The 19,093-nt window shown below is 29.7% G+C and carries 22 protein-coding genes; 17 read left to right on the top strand and 5 right to left on the bottom strand.

Features of this window, described 5'->3' with window-relative positions; genetic code table 11:
• The first annotated feature begins 91 nt into the window (after positions 1-91).
• On the top strand, positions 92-232 hold the full coding sequence (locus ACFQ1R_RS08775; protein WP_162880137.1) for a DUF5679 domain-containing protein: 141 nt from the start codon (positions 92-94) through the stop codon (positions 230-232).
• A 67-nt stretch (positions 233-299) separates the two neighbouring features.
• On the opposite strand, the gene ACFQ1R_RS08770 is transcribed toward ACFQ1R_RS08775, so the two are convergent.
• Entirely contained in the window at positions 300-1,106 is an 807-nt protein-coding gene (locus ACFQ1R_RS08770; RefSeq protein WP_379925780.1) for an HAD family hydrolase, read from the bottom strand.
• A gap of 163 nt (positions 1,107-1,269) precedes the next feature.
• Between ACFQ1R_RS08770 and ACFQ1R_RS08765 the strand changes: the two genes are divergently transcribed.
• The 7 genes from ACFQ1R_RS08765 to ACFQ1R_RS08735 all read left to right on the top strand — a co-directional run bounded on the left by ACFQ1R_RS08765 (position 1,270) and on the right by ACFQ1R_RS08735 (position 8,375).
• Positions 1,270-2,274: a LacI family DNA-binding transcriptional regulator gene (locus ACFQ1R_RS08765; RefSeq protein WP_379925779.1), complete on the top strand. Its 1,005-nt coding sequence runs from the start codon at positions 1,270-1,272 to the stop codon at positions 2,272-2,274.
• Positions 2,275-2,630: 356 nt separating this feature from the next.
• The gene (locus ACFQ1R_RS08760; protein ID WP_379925778.1) at positions 2,631-2,777 is read left to right on the top strand and encodes a hypothetical protein; all 147 of its coding nucleotides are present in this window, start codon (positions 2,631-2,633) and stop codon (positions 2,775-2,777) included.
• A 106-nt stretch (positions 2,778-2,883) separates the two neighbouring features.
• Positions 2,884-4,716 (top strand): tetratricopeptide repeat-containing sensor histidine kinase, encoded by a 1,833-nt coding sequence (locus tag ACFQ1R_RS08755; protein ID WP_379925777.1) that lies wholly within the window; start codon positions 2,884-2,886, stop codon positions 4,714-4,716.
• Positions 4,717-4,724: 8 nt separating this feature from the next.
• Complete coding sequence (locus ACFQ1R_RS08750; RefSeq protein ID WP_379925776.1) at positions 4,725-5,399, top strand: response regulator; 675 nt, start codon at positions 4,725-4,727, stop codon at positions 5,397-5,399.
• 394 nt (positions 5,400-5,793) lie between these two features.
• Positions 5,794-6,153 carry a BlaI/MecI/CopY family transcriptional regulator gene (locus ACFQ1R_RS08745; protein ID WP_379925775.1) on the top strand — a complete coding sequence of 120 codons (360 nt, stop codon included), beginning with the start codon at positions 5,794-5,796 and terminating at the stop codon, positions 6,151-6,153.
• Between the two features lie 4 nt (positions 6,154-6,157).
• Entirely contained in the window at positions 6,158-7,792 is a 1,635-nt protein-coding gene (locus ACFQ1R_RS08740; protein ID WP_379925774.1) for a M56 family metallopeptidase, read from the top strand.
• Positions 7,793-7,898: 106 nt separating this feature from the next.
• Entirely contained in the window at positions 7,899-8,375 is a 477-nt protein-coding gene (locus ACFQ1R_RS08735; protein WP_379925773.1) for a hypothetical protein, read from the top strand.
• A gap of 2 nt (positions 8,376-8,377) precedes the next feature.
• Here ACFQ1R_RS08735 and ACFQ1R_RS08730 read toward each other — a convergent pair whose 3' ends face one another.
• Positions 8,378-9,511: a glycosyltransferase family 2 protein gene (locus tag ACFQ1R_RS08730; RefSeq protein WP_379925772.1), complete on the bottom strand. Its 1,134-nt coding sequence runs from the start codon at positions 9,509-9,511 to the stop codon at positions 8,378-8,380.
• A complete protein-coding gene (locus ACFQ1R_RS08725; protein WP_449288661.1) occupies positions 9,508-10,476 on the bottom strand; it encodes a lysylphosphatidylglycerol synthase domain-containing protein in 969 nt (322 codons plus the stop codon). The genes ACFQ1R_RS08730 and ACFQ1R_RS08725 overlap by 4 nt, the downstream gene beginning before the upstream one ends.
• Before the next feature lie 58 nt (positions 10,477-10,534).
• On the opposite strand from ACFQ1R_RS08725, the gene ruvC reads away from it, so the two are divergent.
• The 7 genes from ruvC (at position 10,535) to ACFQ1R_RS08690 (ending at position 15,442) form a co-directional block, all read left to right on the top strand.
• Positions 10,535-11,089: a crossover junction endodeoxyribonuclease RuvC gene (ruvC, locus tag ACFQ1R_RS08720; protein WP_379925770.1), complete on the top strand. Its 555-nt coding sequence runs from the start codon at positions 10,535-10,537 to the stop codon at positions 11,087-11,089.
• The gene (gene hemW / locus ACFQ1R_RS08715; RefSeq protein ID WP_379925769.1) at positions 11,089-12,264 is read left to right on the top strand and encodes a radical SAM family heme chaperone HemW; all 1,176 of its coding nucleotides are present in this window, start codon (positions 11,089-11,091) and stop codon (positions 12,262-12,264) included. Before ruvC ends, hemW begins: the two co-directional genes overlap by 1 nt.
• Positions 12,264-13,013 (top strand): cyclase family protein, encoded by a 750-nt coding sequence (locus tag ACFQ1R_RS08710; protein WP_379925768.1) that lies wholly within the window; start codon positions 12,264-12,266, stop codon positions 13,011-13,013. Before hemW ends, ACFQ1R_RS08710 begins: the two co-directional genes overlap by 1 nt.
• Entirely contained in the window at positions 13,010-13,411 is a 402-nt protein-coding gene (locus ACFQ1R_RS08705; protein WP_379925767.1) for a GNAT family N-acetyltransferase, read from the top strand. The genes ACFQ1R_RS08710 and ACFQ1R_RS08705 overlap by 4 nt, the downstream gene beginning before the upstream one ends.
• The gene (locus ACFQ1R_RS08700) at positions 13,408-13,767 is read left to right on the top strand and encodes an MmcQ/YjbR family DNA-binding protein (RefSeq protein ID WP_379925766.1); all 360 of its coding nucleotides are present in this window, start codon (positions 13,408-13,410) and stop codon (positions 13,765-13,767) included. Before ACFQ1R_RS08705 ends, ACFQ1R_RS08700 begins: the two co-directional genes overlap by 4 nt.
• Positions 13,768-13,923: 156 nt before the next feature.
• Positions 13,924-14,751, top strand: a complete 828-nt coding sequence (locus tag ACFQ1R_RS08695; protein ID WP_379925765.1) for a hypothetical protein — start codon at positions 13,924-13,926, stop codon at positions 14,749-14,751.
• Between the two features lie 112 nt (positions 14,752-14,863).
• Complete coding sequence (locus tag ACFQ1R_RS08690; protein ID WP_379925764.1) at positions 14,864-15,442, top strand: PhnA domain-containing protein; 579 nt, start codon at positions 14,864-14,866, stop codon at positions 15,440-15,442.
• 186 nt (positions 15,443-15,628) lie between these two features.
• Here ACFQ1R_RS08690 and ACFQ1R_RS08685 read toward each other — a convergent pair whose 3' ends face one another.
• Entirely contained in the window at positions 15,629-16,060 is a 432-nt protein-coding gene (locus tag ACFQ1R_RS08685; protein ID WP_379925763.1) for a YybH family protein, read from the bottom strand.
• A gap of 224 nt (positions 16,061-16,284) precedes the next feature.
• Here ACFQ1R_RS08685 and ACFQ1R_RS08680 point away from each other — a divergent pair, with 224 nt between their 5' ends.
• Positions 16,285-16,563, top strand: coding sequence for an STAS domain-containing protein (locus ACFQ1R_RS08680; RefSeq protein ID WP_379925762.1), 279 nt, complete (start codon positions 16,285-16,287; stop codon positions 16,561-16,563).
• Between the two features lie 67 nt (positions 16,564-16,630).
• Here the strand turns inward: ACFQ1R_RS08680 and ACFQ1R_RS08675 are convergent, their stop codons facing one another.
• Positions 16,631-17,731, bottom strand: coding sequence for a DUF4407 domain-containing protein (locus tag ACFQ1R_RS08675; RefSeq protein ID WP_379925761.1), 1,101 nt, complete (start codon positions 17,729-17,731; stop codon positions 16,631-16,633).
• A gap of 154 nt (positions 17,732-17,885) precedes the next feature.
• On the opposite strand from ACFQ1R_RS08675, the gene ACFQ1R_RS08670 reads away from it, so the two are divergent.
• Entirely contained in the window at positions 17,886-19,088 is a 1,203-nt protein-coding gene (locus tag ACFQ1R_RS08670; RefSeq protein WP_379925760.1) for an NAD(P)/FAD-dependent oxidoreductase, read from the top strand.
• Positions 19,089-19,093: the final 5 nt, after the last annotated feature.

Here is a 19,093-nt window from a genome sequence, read left to right as displayed (position 1 = left end):
AATGATGATAATCTTTATTTTTTACTTGCACGCACTTATAATAAAACTTACATTTATAAATAATTATTAAAAAATAAAAAACCAATTAATCATGGAAGGATATTGTGTAAAGTGTAAAGACAAAAAAGAAATAAAAGATGCTGCTGAAGTTACTATGAAAAACGGTAGAAAAGCAATGAAAGGCAAATGCCCAAGTTGTGGTACTGGTATGTTCAGAATATTAGGTAAATAGTCTTATAAGTCTTATTCATTTAACCAAAGCACAGGTTTAGTTTAATTAAAACTTAACTTGTGCTTTGTTATGTTTTGTAGTTAATAAGTTGCTCTAAAATTACTTCAACACCTTCTTCTGCATTGCTTTTAGTTTTAAAACGGGCAATTTTTTTTACATCATCATGTGCATTTTCCATGGCATAACTAAAATGTGCCAGTTCTAGCATTTGCAAATCATTATTATAATCGCCAAAAACCATAGTTTCTTCTTTGGTAATACCCAATTCTTTTTGTAACATACTTAAGGCGTAGGCTTTGTTGGCATTGGCATGAGAAATGTCTAGCCAATTTTGACCAGATACAATAATTTGCATGTTATTTTTTAATTCATTTATATGAGGAAAAATGTGTTTTTCAGAACTTTCAAAATGATACACAGCAATTTTTAAAAAATCATCATCATCAACTGTAGTTAAATCGTCAACTATTTTATATTCAGAATAATATTTACTAAATTTTGAAATAAAATCTGAATTAGAAGTTTCAAGGTAAGCCGATTTTCTTCCGCATAAAACAATATAGGTATTATTAATTTTACGCAACATTTCTATAGCTTTTAATCTGTTTTCTAATGATAAGGTTAACAAAATATGTTCTTTATTATCATGTTTCATCATGCCGCCATTTTCAGCTATTATAGAAATGTCATCTTTAATTGTATGTAGTTTTTCTAAAATGCTTTGGTATTGGCGTCCGCTTGCAGCAACAAAATGAATGTTTTTTTTCTTAAGATGAATAAACTGATTTAAAAATCGTTCACTAACTTCACTTTTAGGGTTTAGTAGCGTGCCATCCATGTCTGAAACTACTAGTTTAACTTTTGAAAAATTCATATAAAAAATTAAAGCACAAAAATACTATTCTAAAATTTAATTAATGTTAGTTTAATGCTAATCTATTACTTTTCACTAAAAAAGATTTTGATATTTTTTTTGAGATTATTTTGATACATCTATTTTTGTAAATTGCAATAAATTAAAACGACACGTTTATAGTATGGTAACCTTAAAACAATTAGCAAAAGAGTTAAATGTTTCAATCTCAACAGTTTCTAAAGCATTGAATAACAGTGAAGAAATTGGAGAAGAAACCGTTAAGCGTGTAAAAGAACTTGCCGAACTTTATAATTATAAACCTAACAAAGTAGCATTAAGTTTAAAACAAAATGCAACAAAAACCATAGGAGTTATAATTCCAGATATTTTAAACCATTTTTTAGCAAAAGTGCTTTTTGGTATTGAAAGAGAAGCTACTAAATACGGATATAATATAATTACCTGTATATCAAACGAATCGCTAGAACAGGAAAAAGAAAGTCTTCGCCTATTAGCCAATGGTAGTGTTGATGGTTTTATTTTATCAGTAGCCGAAGAAACGCAAATTAAAAATGAGATTGAACATTTTAAAAGAACCATAACACAAGGGTTGCCTATAGTAATGTTTGATAGAGTTGCACATGATGTTTTGTGTGACAAAGTTATAGTAGATGATTTTGATGCAACCTTTAATGCAACCAAAAATTTATTTTCCGAAAACAGAAAGCACATTGCCTTCATATCAACTTTAGATGGTTTAAGTGTTGGAAAATTAAGAGAACGCGGATATAAAAAAGCAATTTTTGAAACAACAGGCGGCGAACCTTTGGTTTTAAAAATTAAAAAGAAAGACGATCAACAGAAAAAGATAATGGCTTTTTTTAAAAAAAATCCTGAAATAGATGGAGTTATTGCCGCAGATAGTTCGTCAGGTATTATTGCTATAAATACCGCTGTTAAATTAGGACTAAAAGTGCCAAAAAATATATCTGTAATAGGTTTTGCTAGTAAATCGGATTCGTACCATACCATTCCACAATTAACTACAATTAGGCAACATGCTAAAGAAATTGGTACAAGTGCTGCACAAATGCTTATTAATAGACTTCAGAATAAGCCAATAGATGTTGATGTAAAAACTAAAATTGTAAAAACTACATTAATCAAAGGCAAGTCTATTTTGTAAGTTTTGTTTTTCTTTAGATTGATTTTAAACTAACAAATTACATTTCATCGAATAAAAACTACATTTCATCGATTTTATTTTATTTAATCATTCGTTTTGTAATACTTTAGCAACTCTTAAAAAGCGCCCCAATATTCCCTAAGCAATTTAAGAAAAGTTAATCCATTTTTTTTGACTGTAAAGTCATATTCCCTCAAAATAGTATTTTATAAATCTGTGCGTTTTTTTTGTGCATTCGATTTTAAGTTAATTATCCATTTTTTCCCTCTAACTCGGGTTTTGTTTTTCAAAGTCTTGGTTACCGTTTTGTTTTAACATTTAGAAGAATAAATAATTTAACCTTAAAATCAAATATTATGAAAGCCCTAAAAATTACCTTTATTTTGGCATTGCTTATCACATCTTTAACGTCTTGCACAAAACAAGATTTAAACGAGGATGACATTTTAAAATCTCCAGAGACTGAAAACGTTCTATACACAGGAGGTGATATTGATGAATAAAAAATCTTAACCCAATAAATAAAAGCTCTTTACCAAACAGGTAAGGAGCTTTTTTTATAACAAAATTATAGATACTTTTGGTAGAACTGATAACAATCCATTTTTATTGAAACTTAAAGTATTTTATATTGTAGTTTGCTTCAGCTTAAATTATTCTTTTTCTCAAGAAAGTTATAATTTAAAAAAAATAGATTCATTAAAACAATTTATTCTAAATATTCAAGATTCTACATTAGTAGGAAAAACCAATTACACAATAGCTGAGTATTATAGAAAAGCTACACCTTTAACCGATAGTGCCTTTTATTATTACCATAAAGCTGAAAAAATATTTAAGAAATTAAACTCTAAATATGAATTGGCTTTAACATTGTATGGTATTGCTGTAATTCAAAAAAATGAAAAAGATTTTATAGGCAGTGAAGTGTCTTCCGTTGAAGCATTATCGTTATTAGAACCACTAGGTGAAACGAATGAAATAATAGGTAGTAAAGCTTTTATATATAATAATTTAGGTATTGTTTTTAAAGAGTTAGAACAATATGATGAATCTGTAAAATACCATACGAAAGCTCTTAAACTCAAAGAAAGATTAAAAGGAGATAATAAGGAAACAATCAACATCTCAAAAAACAATATAGGTAATACTTATAAAAATGCAAAGCAGTATGGTTTAGCAATTGAGTATTATAATCAAATTTTAGGTGATGAAGATTTTATAAAAAAGAATCAAAGCATGTATGCTCTAGTGCTAGACAACTATGCGCATACATTATACTTATCAAATAAGCACAAGCAGTTGCCTGATTTGTATTTTAAAGCATTAAGAATTAGTGATAGTATTGAATTTAAAGGGTATAATTCCATTATAATTAACCAACATATTGCAGAATATTATAACGATAAAGGCAATAAAGATTTAGCTAAATACTATGCTTATGTTGCAAAAAATATTTCGGAAAAATACCATAACGACGATTTGTTAAAATCACTCTTATTACTTTCAAAAATTGAAGAAGGCGATATGGCTGCCAAACATTTAAAAGCCTACATTCATTTAAGCGATAGCTTGCAAAAAAACGAAAGAACTATTAGAAATAAATTTGCAAGAATCCGTTTTGAAACTAGCCAAATAGAACAAGAAAATTTACAAATAGCAAAAGAACGCTTGTGGCTTTTGGTTATATCAATCGTAATCATTATTGCATCCTTTTTATTATACTTAGTAATTAATCAAAGAAATAAAAATAAAGAACTTCAATTTATACAACAGCAGCAGGAAACAAACGAAGAAATTTATAACTTAATGCTATCTCAAAACGAAAAAGTAGAAGAAGCAAGAACATTAGAAAAGAAACGCATTTCAGAAGAATTACATGATGGCGTTTTAGGACGTTTGTTTGGAACACGTTTAAGCTTAGATAGTTTAAATATGAGTAGCACTATGGAGGCTATTAAAACAAGAGAACAATATATAATAGAACTTAAAACTATTGAAGAAGATATTAGAAAAGTATCACATGAATTAAATACCGATTTTGTTTCTGGCTCTGGATTTATCGACATTATTAGAACATTGGTTGAAACACAATCTACAGTTTATAACTTAATTTACACTTTAGAACACGATGATTTAATTAATTGGGATGAGGTTTCTAACAAAAAGAAAATACATATATACCGTATTATTCAAGAGTCGCTACATAATATTTATAAGCATGCACAAGCAACCAAAGTTAGTATTAGTTTTAAATTAAAAAATAATGTAATTTGGCTAACATTAATTGATAACGGTGCTGGTTTTGATGTTAGCAAAGCAAAGTCTGGTATTGGCTTAAAAAACATGAATTCTAGAATTAAAGAAATAAGCGGCGAAATTAATATTACATCAGAAAAAGACACAGGAACAACAGTAACCATACAAGTCCCATTAACCTAACCAATAGTATGAACCAAAAAATTAAAATTTTAATGATTGATGACCATCCAATGATTATTGAAGGTTATCAAAACACATTGCTATTTACAAAAAAAGAAACTCAAATACTAGAAATTGATATAGCAAATAATTGTGATGAAGCTATTTTGCTAATCAATAAATCTGTCGAAATACAAAATCAATATAACGTATTATTTATTGATATTAGTTTACCGCCATCATCCGATGGATTAATGACTTCAGGTGAAGATATAGCTGCTTACGCACGTAAAGTGTTGCCAAACGCAAAAATTATAATATTAACCATGTTTAATGAGTCGTTTAGAATTCATAACATCATTAAAACCATCGATCCAGAAGGATTTTTAATAAAAAGTGATTTAACTTCAAGTGAATTAGCAAGTGCATTTCAAGCTGTATTAAATAACCCACCATTTTATAGCGGTACTGTAAATAGTTTTATTAGAAAAGCAATTACCAGTGATATTATAATTGATGAAAAAAACCGAAGAATACTTCATTTATTATCTCAAGGCGTAAAAACAAAAAATTTGGCTTCTCATCTAGATTTGTCGTTAAGTGCCATTGAAAAGCGAAAAAAACAATTAAGAGAAATTTTTGATGTACAAGATGGACAAGACGAAACGCTTGTAAATATTGCCAGAAACAAGGGTTTTGTGTAATAAAATAAAGCGTTTTATAAGGTGTGAAATTAATTTTTGCTTTTTTAATTTTTTTTAACCTCTCTTAAAGCCTACTATACTTGACTTCTCTATTTAACCCGTAAAACAATTACGGGAAACCCGTAAGTCGAATGAATTTGTAATTCCTACCTTTGTATAGTCAACACTTCAAAAAATTAGTAATCCCTCAATTTTTTTTGTTGATAATAGCAATTTACATAAGCCCTATGGAGGTGAGAGACCCATAGGGCTTCTTCTTTTTTATAATTTAAACACCCAGATTTATACAGATATTTAAATTTATAACTAAAAAATTAGTTTAAACTAATTTTTTAGTTATATTTGCTTTATTCAACTAGGTTTTTAATTTAAAATCATTAAAATAAACTTCAGAATGAAACAATTAACAAAAGCAGAAGAAGATATCATGCAAATACTTTGGAAACTTAAAAAAGCCAATGTAAAAACCATTATTGAAGATTTTCCAGAGCCTAAACCAGCATACAACACCGTTTCGACCATTGTTAGAATTTTAGAAAGTAAAGGTTTTGTAGATTATGAAAAAGAAGGTAAAGGACATATTTATTTCCCACTTTTACAACAACAAGATTATAGTAACCAATCAATAAACAGTTTAGTTGATAATTATTTTCAAGGTTCTTTTAAAAACATGGTGTCTTTCTTTATGAAAAAAAATGATATCAGTTTAAACGAATTAGAATCTGTATTAAAAGATATTAATAAAGAAAAATAAGGTTATGGCATATTATATTCTGCAAGTTATAGCATTTCAATTGGCTTTTTTACTTATTTACGATATGTTTTTAAAGAGTGAAACCTTTTTTAATTGGAATAGGTTTTATTTAATTGCAACTGCACTATTATCTATTGCTATTCCATTTATTAGAATTGATAATTTTAAAAATGTAGTACCTCAAAAATTCATTATAAATCTTCCTGAAGTTATTATTGGTACCGTAACTTCAGAAAACCAAACAACCACAGAATTAAATAGTGTATTTGTAGAATCTAAACCTTTTTTAATTTGGGAAAATATACTATTAATAGGTATTGGTTTAGCAACTATTTTATTCGTTTTTAAAACAGTAAAACTATTACAAATACTATTAAAAAGCCCTAAAAGTAAAGCCGGAAATTTGGTAATTGTTAAGCTCTTAAAAAGTGATACTGCTTTTTCATTTTTTAATTATATTTTTTTAGGAGAATATTTAATGGATGCCAATAGAGAAGCAATTTTGAAGCATGAAATTGTTCATGTTAGGCAAAAACACACACTAGATTTATTGTTTTTTGAAATGTTTCGGATACTTTTTTGGTTTAACCCTTTAGTATATATGTACAAAAATAGAATGATGTCGCTTCATGAGTTTATTGCCGATGCAGAAGTTGTGAAGCACCAAGATAAAGCAAGTTATTATCAAAATTTATTATCGCAAGTTTTCGAAACTAAAAATATTTCATTCATCAATCCATTTTTTAAACAATCATTAATCAAAAAACGAATCGTTATGTTAACAAAATCAAAATCAAAACAGGTAAATTTATTAAAGTATGCATTGTTAATTCCTATGGTTTTTGGGATGTTGGTTTATACGTCATGTATGCAAAATGCCTATTCACAAAATAGACAAACTTTAAGTGAAGAAAAAATAGCTCAAAATTCACCATTAATTGAAAAAATAAAAGCCATTGGAAAACAACTCCAAGCTCAAGGGAATACAAGTGAAGAAGAAGATAAAGGTTTAAATTTATTATTAAGAATTATAAAGCAAAATGATTTAGATACGGAATTAGTCAAAGAAGTACAAACGTATACTTCCATAAAACCAAAAACTAAATTGACCGAAAAAATATGTGATGTTTTTAACCAAATTCAAAAACAAGGCGACATAACGGATGCTGAAGATAAAACCTTAAAGAAATTGTTGGTTTTTACAAGTGATGATGGTTTTAATGACCCATTTTTTGACGATGTAATTAATGATGTTGATGTTCCTTTTGGTGTTGTTGACCAAGTTCCAGTATTTCCTGGTTGTGAAAGTTTAGAAACTAACGCTGATAAAAAAGTATGTATGTCTAAAAACATTCAAGACCACGTAGCCAAAAATTTCAATACCAAAATAGCTGAAGAAAACAATTTAGTAGGAAGACAGCGTATAAATGTTATTTTTAAAATTGATATAGAAGGGAATATTACAGAAGTTCGTTCTAGAGCACCACATCCAGCTTTAGAAGCCGAAGCTATTCGGGTTATAAAATCATTACCTAAAATGATTCCAGGTGAACAAAAGGGAAAAAAGGTTAATGTGCCTTATTCATTACCAATTATATTTCAAGTAACAGAAGATAAACCTTTACCAGAAAAAGAATAATTTTAAACATGTCAATCTAAAAAAACCGAAGTATTAGCTTCGGTTTTTTTGTTTTTAATAACATAAAAACCAAAAAAATCGTACTTTTCGGGCTTAGTTTTCCATTATGAAGCAAATTTATGTTTTAATAGTCGCCTTAACGCTTACATCTTGCGAGTATTTTAATGTGAAAAAAACATCGCCTGAGGCTATTTTAAATGAAGAATTAAAAACATTTAATTGGAATGATGTTGATGTGTATCCATCATTTTCAAGTTGCGATTCTATAGAGAGCAAACCACAAAAAACAGTGTGTTTTACAGATGTGTTAACTGCACATATTTTAAAGCATTTACAAAGCGAAACCATCGTTGTAACACATGATGTTACCGATACTATAAATTTAAAATTCCAAGTGTCTGAAACAGGTGTTTTATCACTTTTAAACATTGAAGTTGATAGTACTATTATTAAAGAAATACCAAATATAGAAACCTTAATTCATTCAAGTTTAGATTCGCTACCAAAGGTGTTTCCAGCAATAAAACGCGGGCAACAGGTAAAAACAGAATTTGAATTACCTGTTATTATTCAAGCAAATTAACGTTACTTTTTAAATGTACGTCCTTTCCATTTATAGCTTGAAAATAGCGATATAAAAGCAACATAAACACTAAAAAACGGGTAAACCAAAAACCCAACAATATAACTTCTTAAAGCACCCTTTTTATTAAAAAATACTGCCGATTTATAAATTAAAAAGAAATCGATGTTAAATTTTATAATTAATACATATAAGAATACTTTTAAATTGTAACTACCAATAATTGTAAGCAGTAATAATGTAATTATAAGGGCATTTTTGAGCAATACAATAAGTCCTGTAAATTTCCCAAACCAGTTATTATAATGACTGGTTTTTGCAGCCCAACGTATTCGTTGACTAATTAATGTTTTTAAACTTGGTTGTGCTTTTGTTAAAACAATGGCAAGTTCACATTTTAAATAATGCAGTTGTTTAGGGTGTTTTTTTGCAGCCTTTTCTAGCAGAAAAATATCATCACCACTTGCTGTATTTGTGTTGCCTTCAAACCCATTCAAATCTATAAAAAGGTCTTTTTTGTATCCAAAATTAGCACCATTACACAAAAATGGTTTGTTAATACCAAAACCACCAATAGTTGCACCTTGCAAACTCAAAATATCTAGTAACTGAAACCTGTTTAAAAAACAGTTTTTTTCAATGTAGTTAACCGGTGCAGCAATACAATTAGTATCATTTTTTTGTATAAATTCATCAAAACTATCTAGCCAATATTTAGGAAGCAAACAATCGGCATCAGTAGTAATAATCCATTCGTGTTTTGCATGTTCAATAGCCGTTGTTATAGCATCTTTTTTGGGTGAATTTGAAGTTTTTTTGTTTTTTATAATTGATATGTTTGGTTGATTGTTGCTGAAACCTTTTAGTATATTATTTATAATCTTAACCGATTCATCTTCAGATGCATCATCAACAAAAATAATTTCAAATAATGTGTTTTGATAATTTAAAGCATTAATAGATTTTAATAAAGCGGGCAAATTTTCAGCTTCATTTCTAAAAGGAATTATCACCGAAAAAGTTGTTTTAGCAGGTAAATCTTCAAGCTTAAAAAGGTTAATTTTATCAAAACCAAAAGCAAAACTTCCTATTAACATTAGGTAAAGAAGAGTAATAATAATACTAGTTAACATCATGGGTTGGTTTCTGGAAAGTTAAACTTTAAAACAAAATAGCTTCCAAAAATGCTGGGTATTACAAAATTAAAAAGCCACATTATGGTTACAATACTTAAAATGGTTAATGCATTTATACCAACAAAACTAAATAAATATACAGCAATGCCACTTTTTACAACCACATCAAAAATAAAAATAGAAGGTATAATTGAGGCTAGTAAATACATGGTTGTTATAAATAGCATAGCATCAAAATAGGAAATATTTATGTTGAAAAGCGTTAATAAATAATAAAACTGAAACGAAAAAATAGCATACCTAAGTAGTGAGTAGCCTATACCAAATGCAATTGTACTTTTAGGATAGTATAAAACAAACGCTTTTATTTTTTCAAAAGAAAATCCTTTAAACCTGAATTTGGTTTTTCGAATTATAAATACAATTAAAGTAATTATGAATAGCGCGAAAATGGAAATAATGAAAAACTTTGAAGTGTTTAAAGCCATTTGGTATTTTGAAACAAAAAAATAACAACCAATAGCACCTAAAAAAGTAGTAACTGCCATTTGTAATGCGTTGCTAATTAGGTTTGTTAGCATTATTTTTTTTCTAAACGTTTTTGTATAGTAAATGGCTTTAGCACCATATTCACCAATTCGGTTTGGTGTAAATAGTGAAGCAGTTAATGAACCCAGAGTTTGTTCTAAAGCATTTTTAAAAGCAATATTTTTTATTGCAGACACTAATTTTTGCCATTTCAAAATTTCAAAAAACCAATTAAAAATGCTTAAAAAGGATAGAATTATGATGCTTTTTGCTGAAAAAATACTGTTTTCAGTTATTATCTTAGTAAAACTTGAAAATGCTAAACCACTATTGTTTGTTAGTTTTTGATAGATAAAATAAAAAGCAATAACAACAATACTTATTTTGATAAGCACAAAAAAGAATTGTTTAGTTTTGTATGGCAGCGTATAAATCATAAAATCAAGTCACAAATTAAACCAATATTCCTTTAATAAATCTAAACTGGAGTCATAAATGAGTAAAGAAAAAATTATTTTAGGTATTGACCCAGGAACTACTATTATGGGTTTTGGACTTATAAAAGTTGTTGGAAAAACGATGCATTTTCTACAACTTAATGAACTCGATTTAAAAAAATACGACGACCATTACCTAAAATTAAAACTCATTTTTGAACGCACTATTGAGTTAATAGACACACATCACCCCGATGAAATTGCTATTGAAGCACCTTTTTTTGGTAAAAACGTACAAAGTATGTTAAAACTTGGTAGAGCGCAAGGCGTTGCAATGGCTGCAGGTTTAAGTAGGGAAGTACCAATTACCGAGTATTCGCCAAAAAAAATAAAAATGGCAATCACAGGAAATGGAAATGCTAGTAAAGAACAAGTTGCAAAAATGCTTCAAAGTTTATTAAGCTTAAAAACCCTGCCAAAAAATTTGGATGCTACCGATGGATTAGCTGCAGCAGTTTGTCATTTTTATAATGAAGGTAAAATAGAAGTTGGTAAAAGTTATTCGGGTTGGGATGCTTTTGTGAAACAAAATGAAGATAGAGTTAAAAAATAATGGCAGGCATTTATATCCATATACCTTTTTGCAAGCAAGCATGCCATTATTGCGATTTTCACTTTTCTACGTCTTTAAAAAAGAAAGATGAATTGGTTAATGCTTTGGTTACAGAATTAAAACTTCGTAAGGATGAATTCAAAAATCAAAACGTTGAAACCATTTATTTTGGAGGCGGAACACCATCTTTATTGACTATAGATGAATTAGTATTGATTATTAATACCATTTACAAAAACTACCAAGTTGTAGAAAACCCTGAAATTACTTTAGAAGCAAATCCAGACGATTTGATCCAATCGCAAATGTCACCTCGAGCGCAGTCGAGAGGTCTCGCAGGTAATTCTATTTTTGAAGATTACCTTAAAATTGGAATTAATCGCCTTTCTATAGGTATTCAATCATTCTTCGAAACCGATTTAAAGCTTATGAATCGTGCTCATAATGCTGAAGAAGCCAAAGCATGTTTACAAGAAGCAACGAAGTATTTCAATAATATTTCAATCGACTTAATTTACGGTATTCCAGATTTAACAAATAAAAACTGGCTTAAAAACATTGAAACCGTTTTAAGTTTTAACATTCCTCACATATCAAGTTATGCCTTAACTATTGAACCAAAAACAGCTTTAGATTCCTTTATTAAAAAAGGTATTATAAAAAATGTGGATGATGATTTGGCACAAGAACAATTCCATATATTAATTGAAAAATTGGAAGCTTCAGGATACATACATTATGAGTTGTCAAATTTTGGAAAACCCGATTATTTCAGTAGAAACAATTCGGCATATTGGCAAGGAAAACCGTATTTGGGTGTTGGTCCTTCGGCGCATTCGTTTGATGGTTTAAAACGCGGTTGGAATGTGCGAAACAATTCAAAATACATTAAATCATTAGAACAAAATGTACTTCCTATAGAAATTGAAATACTATCAACAACCGATAAATACAATGAGTATATTATGACAGGTTTACGAACCGTATGGGGTGTTTCTTTAAGAAAAGTTGAACACGATTTTGGAATTCTTTACAAAAAATATCTTTTAGAACAATCTCAAAAACACATTAACGAACATTTGTTGTATATTGATGATGATACATTATTAGTCACAAAAAAAGGCAAATTTTTAAGCGATGGAATAGCTTCAGATTTATTTAAAATCAATTTATAATGCGTGCTATAATTCAACATAACTCAAAAGAATTTAAAATCGATTTATCGAAGCCATTAGATATTTCAATACCAATAAGTGCATCAAAAAACAATGTAAATGCGTGGTATTTAGACGACCCAAAATTTGAACCCGTAAAGCTTGAAGATTGGGTAGGTAGCGTAAAATTTGGAGCGCCAGTTAATTTTAACAACATTTGGTTCAATCCGCATTCGCATGGTACACATACCGAATGTATTGGGCATATTACTAAAGAATTTCACTCTGTAAATAAATATTTAAAACAGTTTTTTTTCACTGCGGAAGTAATATCAGTTGCAGGAGAGAAATACATGAAAGATACTGTTATTTCAAAAAAACAAATTGAGTTGCTTTTAAAAGATAATACACCTGAAGCTTTGGTAATTAGAACAATGCCAAATACAAATGATAAAATAAAGCGGCAGTATTCAAACACAAACTGGACTTATATTACCGAAGAAGCCATGGTTTTTATTCGTGAAAAAGGCATTAAACACTTGCTTATAGATTTGCCAAGTGTAGATAGGGAACATGATGGTGGTACACTATTGGCGCACAAAGCCTTTTGGGATTTTGATGGTAACCAACGGCTAGATTGTACTATTACAGAGTTTATTTATGTGTCAAACAAAGTTAAAGACGGTAGTTATTTGCTAAACCTTCAAATAGCATCGTTTGAAAATGATGCAACACCAAGCAAACCCATTTTATATAAAGTTTTAAAATGATAACAATTTCAACTGATAAAAGTAAACTTCAAGTTGATGTAATTCATCAATTTTTAACCACAACTTATTGGGCAACTGGTAGAACTTTACAAGAAGTTAAAAAAACTATTGAAACCTGCTTTTGTTTTGGCGTGTATTTAAATGAAAAGCAAATAGGTTTTGCCAGAATAGCTACAGATTATACGGTTTTTGCCTATATAATGGATGTTTTTATTTTACCAGAATACAGAGGAAAAGGCTATTCAAAACAGTTAATGAAAGCTATAAATGAAGAACCACAACTACAATCATGCAACGTTTGGATGCTAAAAACCAGCGACGCTCATAATTTGTATAAACAATTTGGATATACTGAATTGAAACATCCAGAAAAAGTAATGGAACGCCTTTTAAAATGAACATAGAACAACTCCATAACTATTGCCTTAGTAAAAAAGCAGTCACAGAAGATTTTCCTTTTGATGAAGATGTTTTAGTGTTTAAAGTTCTAGGAAAAATGTTTCTTCTTACTTCTATAAAATCTTGGGAAATAGGCAACCCTTCAATTAACTTAAAGTGTGACCCTGATTATGCGCAAGAACTGCGTGCGGAATACGAAAGTATAGAACCTGGTTACCACATGAGTAAAATACATTGGAATACCGTTAAGCTTTACAATAGCGATTTACAACCTAAATTTATATTAGAATTAATAGATCATTCTTATAATATGGTTGTAAAAAGCATGCCTAAAAAATTAAGAGACACATTATAATTATTGTAAGTTGTTGGAATTCAGTAAATTTTTGTATATTTACTATATTCACAATCTCTCTCCCTAGTAGTTGTTAGTAGCATAGTTGCATACGCCCTAAAATCTTAAAGTAGAATTTATTTAATCAATATATTAACTTTAATTTTTTAACAAATTATGAAACCAACCAACCAATTTTTAAAAGCTATAGCAATGGTACTATTGCTATGTTTTAGTACACTCAGTTTTGCTCAAAATGAGCAAAAAGCACCACAGTATATTACTGTAACTACCCTGCATTGGAACATGGATTTAGAAGATTTTGATATGGCTACCTGGAAAGCCGTTGAGAAAGAATATCTAGAAAAAGTTACAAAAAAGAACGACTACGTTATGGGATCGTCCTTCTATTTACACCAAATGACACCCGATAACACCGAATTAATATATGTAAGAGTATATGGCTCTTGGGCAGATATTGAAAAAGCAGCAGCCAAAGATGGCGAACTAGAAAAAGCCGCATGGCCCGATGAAAAAGCTAGAGATGCCTTTATGAAAAAACAGCAAGCCTATTATTCTCATGTTCATTCAGATGAAATTTATTCAACAATGCCTCTTGTAAAACCAATGCCAGTTGGTAACACAAAAGATTTAATTTGTTATGTTCGCACTTCACATTTAGCATTTCCTGAAGATGGAACTAATGAAGAAATTAGAGCGTTAAGAACAGAAAATTTTGAAAAACTTATAAAAGCAAATCCAATAATTAAAGGCTATTACCCACATAGACATGCTTGGGGAAAAGATGGAACCGAAATAATGGAAGCATTCTTTTTTGATTCTATGGCCGATTTAGAAAAAATGTTTGATGGTCTTGCAGAACTTTCCAAAAAAGCATGGCCAGATGAAGCTGCGCGTGAAGCTAGAGGTAAAAAATATGATAAATATTTTACAGGTGTTCATGGAGATGCAGTTTATAAATTAGTTGCAGAACTTTCAAAATAAAAACACTTAAAACGAATAAAAAAGCGTCTTTTACAGGCGCTTTTTTTTGTCACAAAACTAACTTGTAAAAACTTACAATTAAACGTATTATTGCAAAATCAAAATCACATTCATGAGCGTATTACAAACATTACAAGAACGAAGCAATAATACCTGCGAACTTTGTACAGCAACCAACCAACTATCTCAATACACCATTCCGCCTTCATTAAATGAAAATGTAGATAACGATATATTGGTTTGTATTACCTGTTTAAATCAAATTGAAGGTAAAGTTGAAATGGATGTAAACCACTGGCGTTGTTTAAACGATAGTATGTGGAGTGAATTTGTAGCAGTGCAAATAATGGCTTGGAGAATGCTTCAAAGACTGCGTAATGAAGGTTGGCCAAAAGATTTGTTGGATATGATGTATTTAGATGATGACGCTTTGGCACTTGCAAGAGCCACAGGCGAGCATGAAGATGAAGCTAATAAAATTATTCACCGCGATGTTAACGGTGTTATTTTAGAAGCTGGCGATTCGGTGGTTTTGGTAAAAGATTTAAAAGTGAAAGGTTCTAGCATGGTAGCAAAACAAGGTACTGCCGTTAGAAACATTCGTTTAGACCACGAAAATGCCGAATACATTGAGGGTAAAGTTGATGGGCAACATATAGTAATTATAACCAAATACGTTAAAAAATTATAACATTTGGGCGTTACCCTATCGGGTCGGGTTTTTCGTTGCAATCTTTTTAAAACGTCATTTCGTGTAGGCACGACAAACCAAACTGCTAGTTTTAGGTCTTACCAATGTTTGTTATACCAAGGTTTTAAAAAGGATTTCCACTTCAACCCCTAACGCAATTCAGAAATTCAAATAAAGCTTAGTTTTTCAGCAAGAAGTATCGGCAACAATTTTCCATTCACCGTCAATTTTCCTAAAAATAAGCATAAAAATGCCATCGGCATTTCCAACATCGCGTTTTATATGGTATTCACCTAACACAAAATAAACATCATCACTTATTTTAGTAATGTCGTTTATTTTAAAACTTAATTTACCTGTATGCGCTTCGGTAGGATAGCTTTTTTCATACCGAATAAGTGTGTTTTCCCAACCATAAGTAATGCCATTTGCACCATAAAATTTAAGCGAATCACTTTTCCAGTAGCCTTCCATAAACTCTTCAATATTATGTTTAGACCATGCAATACGTTGTGCTTTCAAAACCGCTTGAATAGCATCTTTATCTTCTTTTTCAGTGGTTTGGGCAAACAAATTAAAAGTAGAAATAAGGCAAAGTAGAAATATAATTTTTTTCATAAACAGGTAGTTTTCTTTTTTTGAATGATGGTAAAAATAACAAATTGTTTATTTCAAAAAGTGTTCCTTATCGATTAATTTGACATATATTTTTTGTTCATCTAAAGTTAAAACCGATTTATCGAATAAATATTGGTAATAGCCTTACGGTATTTATATTTACCTCATAGTAAACTAATTAATAGCCCTAAATGTATTGTTTAATCAACTAAAATTAACTTATTATGGATTTAAAAATTTCAAACTGCAACAATTTTTTTAAAATTAAAGGAACTCTAGACAAAAATAATTTAGACGTTTTTAATAGTCAATTCAAAAATATTTTTGAAAACCTAGATGTACTAACTATTAGCATTGAAGAAGTTGAAAGTATGGATCGTTTAGGTGTAAATGCCTTAACAGCACTTCATAAAGAAGCTATAGCTAAAAACAAAAGTTTGTCTATTATTGGTTTAGGTTGTAAAGATTTATACAATCATTTCAAAACGGAAATAGCTGCATAATTCAAATAAAACTTAGAAGCATCGCTTCTATTTTCCATTGGAAAGTCTTGCTGTGTAAAAAGGCAGACTAAAGTATATTTTTTTGTTGTTTATAAAAGGCATCTGCCTGAAGCTGCATAAGTTCCCTCGCTTTTGTGCGCTTATAGGTGTATAGTTCGTCTTCATTTTCTAAATCGGCATAAATACGGTCGTTAATAGCAAAATCTGTTTTTAGCATCACTTCACGTTGCTTTTTATTTTGAGCCACATTTGTTTTTAAAGCTGTTTCTTCGTCTTCTAACTTATAATCGTAAGCACCTTTTGGTGATAATAGTTTAGCGAAAATAGGTGAGGTTTCAATAGCCAAGAACAATAAGAATATAAAAAACGAAGGTAACCACGGTAGTTTGCCTAAGGCGTTAACACGTGCCATTAAACCATCAAAATTATTAATAATAGGTTGTGTATTTGAAACTTGGGTTTCATAATCACCTTTTAATGATGCTATTTGAGTTTCAGTAGCTTCAATTTTAGTTTTATTTTCAGCCTTTAGTAGTTGTAATTCGGCTAGTAAAGCATCATGTTTGTCTCGTTTTTCTTTATAAACAGGTCCTTTTCCTAATAATTTGGTTCCTGCAGTTCCTTCGGCTTCTGCTATATACGTATCATAAAGAGCATTAACTTCCGCCTCTTTGGTTGCTATTTCTTGTTGTAAAGCAGTAATATTTTTGTTTAAATTTTCAATATTTGGGTTGAATTGTTTTGCTATTTGGTTCTTATTGGCAAGTGTTAAATCGTTTTTCTGTTCTAATAAAACCTGATTAATTTCTTTTTCAAAAATCTTTAATTCTAAAGGTTTTGAAATGACGATGGCTATAATAACAGCCAATATTATTCTGGGAGAAGCTTGTATAAATTCATCTAAAACACTGCCTGTTTTTTTAATGGTAGAAACAATGTAGCGGTCTAAATTAAAAATAAGTAAACCCCAAATAAACCCAAATAAGATTGCAGAATACAGGTTATCAAAAACTGTGTATAGTGCGTAACTACCAGCAATAAATGCCATAACAGCAGTAAAAAATACAGTGGCACCAATGCCTGCGTATTTGTTTTGTTCGCCTTTAGAACAAGTGTTTAAAATATCGGTGTCTGAACCCGAGCAAATAATAAAGAATTGCTTTAACATATTGATTGATTTTGATTGATGATTGATTGTTAGAACGTTAAATTAGTCAATTTGTTACATTAAAAGCAAATTAAATGACTTTTACTATTATGTAACATTGGTTACACCAAAAAATAAAGTTAGTCATTAACTTTATGTTATTAAACTTAAAGTTATGACAACAACGGTAGTAGTAGGAGGTAATTTTGCTGGTATGACGGCAGCTCTTGAGGTTAAGCGTAAAGGAAAAGACCAACATAAAGTGATTATGATAGATAAATCTCCTTTGTTTTTATTTATCCCATCATTAATTTGGGTGCCTTTTGGTAGACGAGAAATTAAAGATATATCTTTTAGAAAAGATGAGATATTAAAAAATAAAGGAATTGATTTTAAAATTGCAGAAGCACTAAAAGTAGATGTTAAAAAACAAGTTATAATAACTAACAAAGAAGAAGTATATTATGATAATTTGGTAATAGCTACAGGTCCTAAAGTAAAATATGATGTTGCGCCAGGCGTTGAAGAATTTGCTTATTATGTTGGCACTCCAAATGGAGCGTTAAAAATAAGAAAGGCTTTAGAAGAATTTAAACAAAACCCTGGGTCAATAGTAATAGGTGCAACCCAAAATGCAGGCTGTATGGGTGCTGCTTATGAGTTTCTCTTCAATATTGAAAAATGGTTAAGAGAACAACAAATTAGAAAAAAAGTAGATTTATATTGGATTACGCCTGAAACATTTTTAGGCCACTTTGGTATTGATGGTATAACAGGCGGGGAAACTATGCTAAAATCGTTCATGAAAATGTTCAATATTCACTATAGAACCGAAGTTGGTGTTAAAGAGGTGAAGAAAGATAAAGTAATTTTAACCACCGACGAAGAACTTCCAAGCAAATTTACAATGCTTATGCCTCCTTTCATAGGAGTAGATTTTGTGAGTAACTCTCCTGAACTTAAAGCAACTGCTACAGGATATATTCCAGTAACTGATGATTACAGACATATAGAAATTCATAATGTTTGGGCTGCTGGTATAGCTGTAGATGTGAAATTGCCATTTAAACCAGGTAAAGTGCCTTTTTCTGGTCCAAAAACAGGTTATCCATCTGATGAAACTGGAAAAATTGTAGCAGAAAACATTATTAGAGTTTCTGAAGGAAAAACAGAATTGAAGAAAAAAGCATGGGGCAAAATACCAGGAATATGTATTATGGATGCAGGAAAAAAAGAAGTTATCATTTTAAGTGATAAACTATTTAAACCTAGAAAATTTGCAATTATGATTCCTAATATTTTTTATGATTTTTCTAAAATTTTATTTGAGAAATACTTTCTTTGGAAAACAAAAAAAGGTTATTCATATTTGCCATAAATTTA

The sequence above is a fragment of the Mariniflexile jejuense genome, assembly GCF_042675665.1.
Lineage (GTDB): Bacteria > Bacteroidota > Bacteroidia > Flavobacteriales > Flavobacteriaceae > Mariniflexile > Mariniflexile jejuense.
The sequence above is the reverse complement of the archived record's forward strand: the minus strand, read 5'-3'. Positions and strand labels throughout refer to the sequence as shown.